At 46.1% G+C, this 8,816-nt stretch carries 9 protein-coding genes and 1 pseudogene; 4 read left to right on the top strand and 6 right to left on the bottom strand.

Translation table 11 applies throughout. The annotated features are described in order from the left end of the window. On the bottom strand, positions 1-527 hold a 527-nt coding region (locus CWO84_RS15040), incomplete at its 3' end, for a TraI domain-containing protein (RefSeq protein WP_205800392.1). A gap of 130 nt (positions 528-657) precedes the next feature. On the opposite strand from CWO84_RS15040, the gene CWO84_RS15035 reads away from it, so the two are divergent. Together CWO84_RS15035 and trfA are read left to right on the top strand one after the other, a co-directional pair. Beyond that, positions 658-1,122 (top strand): hypothetical protein, encoded by a 465-nt coding sequence (locus tag CWO84_RS15035; protein WP_101053539.1) that lies wholly within the window; start codon positions 658-660, stop codon positions 1,120-1,122. A 10-nt stretch (positions 1,123-1,132) separates the two neighbouring features. Next, entirely contained in the window at positions 1,133-2,002 is an 870-nt protein-coding gene (gene trfA, locus CWO84_RS15030) for a plasmid replication initiator TrfA (protein WP_101053537.1), read from the top strand. A gap of 726 nt (positions 2,003-2,728) precedes the next feature. On the opposite strand, the gene CWO84_RS15025 is transcribed toward trfA, so the two are convergent. From CWO84_RS15025 to mobI, 5 genes are all read right to left on the bottom strand, one after another. Beyond that, positions 2,729-3,532: a hypothetical protein gene (locus CWO84_RS15025; protein WP_101053535.1), complete on the bottom strand. Its 804-nt coding sequence runs from the start codon at positions 3,530-3,532 to the stop codon at positions 2,729-2,731. A gap of 1 nt (position 3,533) precedes the next feature. After that, a complete protein-coding gene (locus CWO84_RS15020; protein WP_101053533.1) occupies positions 3,534-4,280 on the bottom strand; it encodes a caspase family protein in 747 nt (248 codons plus the stop codon). A 131-nt stretch (positions 4,281-4,411) separates the two neighbouring features. Continuing rightward, positions 4,412-5,320, bottom strand: a complete 909-nt coding sequence (locus tag CWO84_RS15015) for an S-4TM family putative pore-forming effector (RefSeq protein ID WP_101053531.1) — start codon at positions 5,318-5,320, stop codon at positions 4,412-4,414. A gap of 6 nt (positions 5,321-5,326) precedes the next feature. Then, the gene (locus CWO84_RS15010) at positions 5,327-6,199 is read right to left on the bottom strand and encodes a nucleotidyltransferase (RefSeq protein WP_101053529.1); all 873 of its coding nucleotides are present in this window, start codon (positions 6,197-6,199) and stop codon (positions 5,327-5,329) included. Positions 6,200-6,666: 467 nt separating this feature from the next. Beyond that, on the bottom strand, positions 6,667-7,146 hold the full coding sequence (gene mobI / locus CWO84_RS15005) for a conjugative transfer protein MobI(A/C) (protein WP_101053527.1): 480 nt from the start codon (positions 7,144-7,146) through the stop codon (positions 6,667-6,669). Between the two features lie 488 nt (positions 7,147-7,634). Here mobI and CWO84_RS15000 point away from each other — a divergent pair, with 488 nt between their 5' ends. Together CWO84_RS15000 and CWO84_RS25000 are read left to right on the top strand one after the other, a co-directional pair. Beyond that, positions 7,635-8,645, top strand: coding sequence for a conjugal transfer protein TraF (locus CWO84_RS15000; protein ID WP_240618067.1), 1,011 nt, complete (start codon positions 7,635-7,637; stop codon positions 8,643-8,645). Next, positions 8,642-8,816 (top strand): annotated as a pseudogene (locus CWO84_RS25000) (conjugal transfer protein TraH); the annotation flags it as partial. The gene CWO84_RS15000 and the pseudogene CWO84_RS25000, both read left to right, overlap by 4 nt.

Raw genomic sequence — 8,816 nt, 5'->3', positions numbered from 1 at the left:
GGGTTCCAGGTATGTTGCCCCTGTGCGTCGACCACGGCGATATCGGCGACCGGTTTGCCGATGTCATGCAACAGTCCGGCAAAACAGACCGCCAGACGCCAGCGTAATGCTTGTGCTTTTCGTTCCTTGGGTGATGCTGACGTGGCGAACAAACTGCCTTGGGATGCCAAGGTCGCCCAATGGGCGACTTCCAATCCGTGCCGAAACAAACCACCGGCGCCGCGATGGTGATGCGATTCCGACGCCGGCAATAAGTGGCTGAAGGCGGCATAGCGACGTATGACCGGCGCGGCTATGGTCTGATAAAGGCTATCCGGCAGGGCCAGCGCCTGTTCGATGGACGTAATCAATTCCGTTTGACTGGACAGGATGCGTTCCACAGGTGCAGCCGGCAGACCCTTCATGAACGGCGGATAACGCGGCACGTCCTCATCAATCGTTGTCGCAACCGAACCGACAGGCGCGGACTCGACGCCAAACAGACGTTGGCGGATGCGGGTAATGAGGGTCGAGGGCGTATTTTCCATAACGCCGCATCTTGCCGGGAATTTATCAATCGTCGCTTGCAGCTGGCGACGAATTTGACGTCAGCTGCAAGCAGGTCTGGCAAATGAGTGTTTAGTGTAACGAGCTCCCTTTAATTACTCCGGAGCTCTCATGAAATCCAAATCTATCGTAATCCATTGTCTTGCGTCCGTACTGTGCGGCACGGCCTGTACTTCGCTGAATCGGCCTGACGCCGCCGTGAGCGAGACCGTCATCGAATCGATTGTGCCGATTCAACCCGAACAACCCTGGCGCCTGGATAATGCTTGGCAGACAGGAGGATTGGGCGGTTCGGTATTACGGTCTGCATCGATTGAACACGTTGTCGGGCAAGTCGATCAGCCGATTGGCGTTTACGTGGCAAGCGACGACTCATCGGATCGCGTTCTCGATGTCAGCGCGCCGCACATTCCCGATCGCCAGGATGACGATACACTGGTCATCGAACGTGCTTGGCGAAAATATTGCCATCATCAGCTCGATATGACATCGGAGGAGCAGGCGTTAGTCAAAACCATGCCAATTCCGCACAACGTGCTGAGCCATGGCTGCAATCCTGGCAGCCTGAAGAAGTGAGGCGGTGGTCATGGATAGAAATAGCACAAACCATTCACTCGATAATCTCACCGAACGTTTCCAGTCGCTGACGGAGCGGAAAAAAGCCAAATTGCGGGTCGTCGAACCCTTGACGTCGTTGCCCAACTGGCCGTCGGTAATTCGCGGAACGCCCAATGCCTGTTTACGGAGTGCATTGTTCGCCGGCATCCAAGGTAAGGAACGCATTGCTTACAAAAAACGCACTTTGCTGGCTGCAGTCGATGGCATTGAGGTTCGCTACCTTGGCATACAACTCAATCAATCCGACCTCGATGTCTGGATGCAGATCGTGCACTTGTCCCGGCAGCAATTACCGGGATTTAGCGTGACATTCAGTGCCCATGCCCTGTTGACGGCATTGGGGCGCGGTAGCGGCAAAAGCCAGCATGAATGGTTGAAAGAATCGATGGCCCGCTTAGGCGGCGCCTTTGTCGAAATCACCTTTCAGGGCAGGGATGCCTTCGGTGAAAAAGGCTTCTTGCGTTATTACCGTGATGAACGGACGCAGCGCTATGTGGTGGAGTTGACTGAGTCGATGCTGCGCCTGTTCGAGGAGGGCTACACCTACATTGAGTTCGAACAGCGGCAGAAATTGCGCAAGCAACCCTTGGCCTTATGGTTGCATGGTTTTCTGTCATCCCATGCTGCGCCGTTTCCGATGAAAATTACCACCATTCATCGACTCAGCGGCAGTGGCTCGAAAACCCTGCGCGATTTCAAATATCGGCTGGGTAAAGCGTTGGAGGCATTGGTTAGCATTGGTACTTTGGCTAGCTTTGAATTCGCCGATGATATGGTGAAGATCAAACGCCAGCCCACGCCCTGTCAACAGCGTTTTCTGGATGACCAGCAGCACTAAAAAAGCACGGCATTAGACCGACGCTATTTTGGGTCGGTCGAAGCCTCTCGATACGGCATTAGGCCGACGCGGATACGGCATTAGACCGACGGAGGCACGGCATTCGGCCGACAAGGTAACGGCATTAGACCGACGGGCACGGCATTAGACCGACAAAAAGCACGGCATTAGGCCGACGTTTGACACGGCATTAGGCCGACGCTTCTAGCGAATTGTGAAATAGCTGCAGGCCATGCTATTCGTGGGTTTCAGCGAATTTTTCACGCTGAAAATCGAGGGTGCTAATCTATATATAATCTTTATTTAATCAAAATAAGGGGGCTATCCGTTATGATCAATTCTGGAAAACTTAATTAAAATGCCTGCATCGTCCGAGTTTAGTTCATGAAGCTTTTCTAGCCATACCTTTGAACTCGAGCTTCGCTAGCACATCTCAATTAACAGGCTTTCTCTCATCATGGACGCTTCTTGATTTTCTAGATATACAATTTCCGAGTAATTAACCCAATCTTCGAATAAATCCAACTGTGCAACCATTATGTCATATCTGAATCGACTTTCTTTGCGTGCTCCAACCAAATAAACGTCCTAAATGACATAAAACATTACGCCGTTTTGACAGTCAATCAACTAGTTGTTTGTCAATAAAAATTAAGAATGCGGTGTCAGTTCGAAGGGCGAGTACCGTTGGCGATTCGCTCAATCAGATGTAATTCGGTAGAATGCCTATCGGTTTCCACTTTTACCTAGGTTCCCATTTTCAATTTTTCCGAGAATCGATGGCGCAAGTCTTTCACTCATCCCGGCAATAAATCCGACAAGAACAAGTGCCACTTCGCCTTTATTAACCTTTGAAAATACAGGTAGGAATAGATCGGCTGAAACCAACAAGGCTCCCAAATAAGCCGAGAGCATACCAGCGATTATTCTAAATATACTTTCTCTTTGATGAATTTCTTTTCCTGCAAGACAATCTAAACTTTCCTTTCCCATTCTAAATATAATTGACAAAAGCGCTCCTAATGCTCCAGAAACCATGGACAAGTACAAATAAAGTACATTCTTCCCAAATATTTCAATACAGCTAGCCCTAAAAATCCACACATATATCCCAACAAGAAAAATCATTAATGTTGTCTTTCCAGCAGTATCTAAATACCATTTCCTTGCCAGCTCGCTGCCACGTTCTTTTATATATCCTTCAGCGTGTTCTAGGATGTTTAACGCCTTTGCATAATCATCTTTTAAACTTCTAGCCAATGCCTCGCCAAGCAGTCTTTTATAATTAACGATAGTTTTCTCATCAAAATGAGAAAGGGGTTTGCATTCAAGCAATGCTATTTTATTCACTACGTCATGATGTTTAGAAATATCCTTATGCCCTTTTGCGTCATATTCATCTGACGTAATCCAATCCAAATCATAGTCATGATCAATAAAAACGATAAAGTGCTCTGTGTCTAACACGAGCACTTTTAGTGTTTCTAATTTCCCCCATTTATCCGCATTGTAATCAGTGCTAACTCCCATATTATCTACCTTGTGTAGCGATGCAAAAGGGAAAATAGTCGCGGCGGCGTCCCGCATTGAAAACGGGGCTTTGCGGGGCATTTTTTTTATATGTGAGTTCTTTTGCCACATCAAATGCTTGACTAATATTCACTATGTCATATTTACTATATCCAATTGGCTTAAACGTGTTTGCAGAGCTTAATAGTGCTTGCGTGAAAACTCCACCACTGCCGTCGTCTCCAGCAGCTTGATTAATATCGCATGAATAAGCAACGATTCTACCTTCTGAAGTATTCAAAATGGCATCATCAAACACTTGCCTGTAATCGACGTGAGTTTCTGCAAAATCCAATGTAAGTGCTGCTTCGGCACGCGCCTCCATTGCCAATTTTTTAACTTCGACCAACACTCTACATGTATCAACAATAACTAGATGGCGTCTAGTTTGGGGGTTGACTTCATTTATTGAAATCGTATCTTTTTCATTAAGATACATCACTGTCTCGTCAAGATTTCTTCCTACTCGATGTTCTCCGTGACCGGCGCATAGAATGAAAACATAATCAGCTGATTGCGCTAAACGTATATGTGCCTTAACTACAAAAGGACTTTGATCTATTAGGGTGGTAATCTCGGTTGGTTTCCAAACTCCCCCTTTATCTGAAAGTAAGAAGCTTTTAAAATCATTAATATCCTTAATTACGCCTGGCAATTCTGGCTTAACGCTAGGCGCACCGATCAATATTGCTTGTCTTTTAATGGCCATGTATATCAACGATCTCCTGATTATTTAATATCTGTAAGGTTATAACTATGTAAGGCCGTAAAGCTTATTCTTAGGCTTGCTTAGATGTTTCGAATCAAGTTTTCTCTTTATTTTGTTAAATTTTATGCGCTTTATTGGAGCTGATAAACCTTTTTAGCCTCCTTTATTAACTCATCAAGACCGAAGTTCATATTGTCGTTATAACTATTGCGCAGTTTTTCGAAGATAAAGTCGAAAATAGGGGGTGTTTTTCTTCTATGTTCGAATAATTCATCTTGAAGATTACGCGATTTCGTAGTGAGTTCGGACTTCGATTTTTTTAATAGCGCATCCCTCCATAAAGATTTTATATAATCATTTAGTTTATCTAATCGATTTGCTGAATCTATTTGTTCACGATATTGGCGTATTCCCAATAGAAAAAGTGGAGAAAGTGGGGCTAAAACTTTTAGAATGAAATCTTCCATATTGAAGCCACCGTTAAGTGATAACCCAAATACGACAATGAAAATTAAAGTGACAATTAAAATTATACTATTCGCATAGTTTCTACGTTGTTTGGCATCCCACCAAATATTTGTGCGTTGGCAAGCAATTCTTCCTACATGAATCGGCAAGGAATCAAGGTCTGGATGATCATACCAATCTTCGAGTGGGGCATTCTTTAATGGTTTTTTTGCATATTTTTTGGCTTGTTCCTTGATAAGCTCGGGGTCTGGGCGCTTACCAGCTTTTAAATCATTCCATGGCAATTCCAGCACGTCACAATCAAACATTTCCTGAATTTTTGCCGCAGAATCTTTAAGGCGACCTTGCCAAGGTGTAAACCAAAAAATGTCCATGAGAGTAATTAAAATTCCCCAGCTCACCGCGTAAGTTTTCAAAGATGGGTCGAAGACAACCAAAAATGAAAAAATAACGGCTAATAAGCCGCTAAGGAACAGTTGCCAGCCAAAAATACGCTTTGAAGTAGAGTATAATCGGCGTTGAGCGGCAAGTCGTTTTATTTGCCTATCATTGTTTTGTTCTAGTGTAATCATTGACGATTAGTAATAGTAGCTAGGAAATTGATCGTTATAGAGTAAATTCCACCAATAGAATGCATCAGAAATATTACCTTTATCGGCTGATTCTCTTGCTTTTTCCGAGCGTGTTGCGGCTGTTCTTAGCTTCGACATTGCATCATTGTAAGCAGTATCGGATTTGCAAGGATATATATAACCCGATATACCCATAGGGTCTTGTATTTTTGGTAAATTATTGTCGCGTAGCCAGCATAAAACTCTTTTTACGTCGTGTTCATAGATAATTGAAGATTCACCGCTGGCGTACTTGGCGACTCGTAATTCAAGATAAAACGAAGAGATAGGCACATTTTGGTAATACTTCCAAGCTTTAATAAATCGAATTAATGGTTTCACCTTGCCATTAAATTTTTCATCCACCGATTTAACATAAGCATTATGAGCATCGGGACATGCGTTCATCCAACTATCTGCGCAATCAGCGATGCCGTAAATTTTAAATTCATTGTTATCTTTAACATAATATGCAGGCACAATTTCGTGAGCCTCAGATTTTTTTGTTCCAAACGGTACAGTAACTGCGGGGCAACTTACACGGACGCCCGTATTTGGAAAACGTGCATTTAAAACATCACGAACTTTAGTTAATGAGTAAGAAGAGGACCGATAAAGTCGATCCGCTGGGAGGCTGGCCAGATAATCTACGTCACTATATCCAGAAATACTCGTACCATTTCCGAATGAGCCTATTCGTATAAAGCGGTTCATTCCAAAGTTACTTTTAAGACAAGCTTCGATAGAGGCTCTATGTCGTTTCGCTGCGTCTGTTTCAACGGATGATGGTGTCAATTTCTTCAAAAAATCACGAAATCCTTCGTCAACTGTTCTTGGCATGAATTATCTCTTACTGAATTTGGAAAACCCTGATTTGAAAATCCATAAGCGGAACTGCCTTGACTGTTATATCTATTGGGTTTTCCGCGTATCTTTACAAAATTTTAAGCGGTTGAAGTCTAACAGGAAAGCTATATAGCTGCTATTCAAGAATCAAGAGAAATAATTGTGACATGCCGTACTTGACGTTTTTCGGTGTTTGCAAGAATGGCAGTGGGCTTCGAAACCCTGCATCAGGTGTTTAACCGCTTCTGATTGCCTTGTGGTTTTTTCTATGTCTGACGTCTTTCGTTGTTGGCTTACCTTACACGGAGCTATGCCCGTTTTTTCAGGAGTAGGTTAAACAAACCCACAAGGAGGAGAGTATGCCTGTCTGTCTGCGTTTTTAGCCCCCTTGTTTACTTGGGGCTGATCGGGAGAAATGATTCTCTCATGTGTATTGGAGCAATGCTCGTCATTTAGCCATCTCAACCGATGAATTTGTCATTGGCATCGATTACCTTGCAATAACGCTGTACCGCATCGCGAATTTTTCCCAGCCGATCGAGCTGTTGCCGGATATGGGCAAACTCGGTTTCAAGTTCTTCTACTAATTCCGCTTCCCAAGCAGGTTCGCCCTTCAGCAGGTTGCCAAGCGGATAACGATAGCCACGGCCTTTCTTAACGTACTGCGCAATGGGCTTGGTTTGACCGTTTTGCCGTAACGTGGCCATGCGATACCACTCAATGCTGAAAGCGCGTTGGTTTTCCCGGCAGCGGATGCGGACGCCGATTCGGCCCGATTCGCTTTTGCTGTGTTTCTGGCGCTGGCTTTTCAATTGGCGCCAATAATCGTCGACCAGCACTTTGGCTTGTGCCTGGAGATGATCGCACCGGGCTTGGGTCCAATGCAGCAAGTCTTGTTCTGTGAGATTGGGCGGAGTGTTGACAGGTTGTTCGCTGGACATTAGTTTTCCTATTACTTAACTGTAGGGATAGGCATGGACAATGCCTAATGGAGTTTTCTGTTCATTGCGAGCCATGGAAAGCGCCTTAGCGCATAGGTTTTGCACCTTAAATGCCTACCGCAGTAGGCATAACACTGTCATTATCTCGATGGTTCATTTAGGCATTGCCTTGGCAAAACTGCGTGACTCATGCCTGCTTAGGAAATAATGTCGGATTTCTGGTTGATTAACCGTTGCCACGTTTCCCTACTTCAATAGGGAAATCCAAAGTCGATTTCCTATTGGGATTTGCGGGCCATCGCCCGTTCGCAATAACGCCAGCATTTTAGGCAACCGATATTGGATACCGATTGCAGTTGACACCGAATTTGCGATCGTCTGCCGTTACGGTGGGATTCTGCGATAGCTTTTCGAACCATCTTGCAGCTGATGGCGTTTTCGTCGTCAGCTGCAAAAGTCGCTAGGAAGATCTGACGGACAATGGCGCGATGAACCGAAATGCCATTTCTTTACCGATCATCTTGAGCTTGTGTCTCAGAGCCTCACTGGCGATGGGTAAGGACGACGCGCCCGAGGTTTCCTATTTTGCCGACAAACAGCGTGGCTGGTTTTGGTATGAGGTGTTGCCGGAGCCGGTTAAAAAAACCAAACCCGAAACCCAAGCCGATCAGGAAAAACCCAAGCCTGACAACAAACCACCCAGCGTCGTTCAAGCTGAAATTGAACCCAAAACACAAGCCAAGCCCTCTGCAGAGCCCGAGCCACTATCCTCGGCCTGGTTGAAGCAAAACCTCGAGCATTACCTGAATCAGGCCATTGATGATCCCACCCAAGAGAATGTCGCGGCGTTTTATTACCTGCAGCGGGTGATGATGGACAAAGCCGAGCGCTTTACCAATGCCGCCCGCTACGTGGTAATGTCCGATCCGCAACTCGATGAAACCGTGCGCAGACCGGTGGCGACTTATGCGGCCAATCAAGCCAATCATCAAGCCAGCGTGGTGGCCGAACGCGCCTTGAAAGCGATTGCCGCGCAAGCCGGCATTTTGTTTTTCTTCCGGTCCGATTGTCCCTATTGCCATGTGCAGGCGCCGATTCTGGCGATGTTGGAAAACGCCTATGGATTCAAAATCTATCCCGTATCGCTGGATGGTTTACCCATGCCGAATGGCTTTTTTAGTCAGTTCAAACGGGATACCGGTCAGGCTGCGATGTTGGGCGTCGAACAAACCCCGGCGCTGTTTCTGATGAAACCGCCCAAGCAGATGGTGCCGTTGGCCCAAGGCGCCTTGTCACTGGAGGAAGTCACCGGACGGATTCTGTTGGCGGCCAAGGAAGCCGGTTGGATCGATGCCTCGCAATACCAAACCACCCAGGGCATTCGTAACACGCCAATGTTGTTGCCTACGGCTGGCAGTATCAGTCCTGCGGTCACTCAAGATCCACTGTCACTGATCCAGGCATTGCAACGCAGTGCGCAAAGGGGGAGTACACCATGATTTCGTTTTCATTGTCTCTGCGCTATCGTCAGGTGCTGGTGTTGATTCTGTTGGTCGAGACTTCCGTGCCAGCCTATGCCGACCTGCAACAGGAAATGGACAGCATGTTTGGTACCATGACCAACTTCACGGCACCCACCGCGCATCTGGGACAGCGCCGTGGCGTGATTA

This window comes from Methylomonas sp. Kb3 (genome assembly GCF_002834115.1).
Classification (GTDB): Bacteria; Pseudomonadota; Gammaproteobacteria; order Methylococcales; family Methylomonadaceae; genus Methylomonas; species Methylomonas defluvii.
Note: the sequence above shows the minus strand (reverse complement) of the source record. Positions and strands in the feature narration are given on the sequence as shown.

Coding starts and splice junctions, on each gene's coding strand:
- CWO84_RS15000 (WP_240618067.1), top strand. CDS start 7,635: ATGAACCGAAATGCCATTTCTTTACCGATCATCTTGAGCTTGTGTCTC.
- CWO84_RS15010 (WP_101053529.1), bottom strand. CDS start 6,199: ATGCCAAGAACAGTTGACGAAGGATTTCGTGATTTTTTGAAGAAATTG.
- trfA (WP_101053537.1), top strand. CDS start 1,133: ATGGATAGAAATAGCACAAACCATTCACTCGATAATCTCACCGAACGT.
- CWO84_RS15035 (WP_101053539.1), top strand. CDS start 658: ATGAAATCCAAATCTATCGTAATCCATTGTCTTGCGTCCGTACTGTGC.
- CWO84_RS15020 (WP_101053533.1), bottom strand. CDS start 4,280: ATGGCCATTAAAAGACAAGCAATATTGATCGGTGCGCCTAGCGTTAAG.
- CWO84_RS15015 (WP_101053531.1), bottom strand. CDS start 5,320: ATGATTACACTAGAACAAAACAATGATAGGCAAATAAAACGACTTGCC.
- CWO84_RS15025 (WP_101053535.1), bottom strand. CDS start 3,532: ATGGGAGTTAGCACTGATTACAATGCGGATAAATGGGGGAAATTAGAA.
- mobI (WP_101053527.1), bottom strand. CDS start 7,146: ATGTCCAGCGAACAACCTGTCAACACTCCGCCCAATCTCACAGAACAA.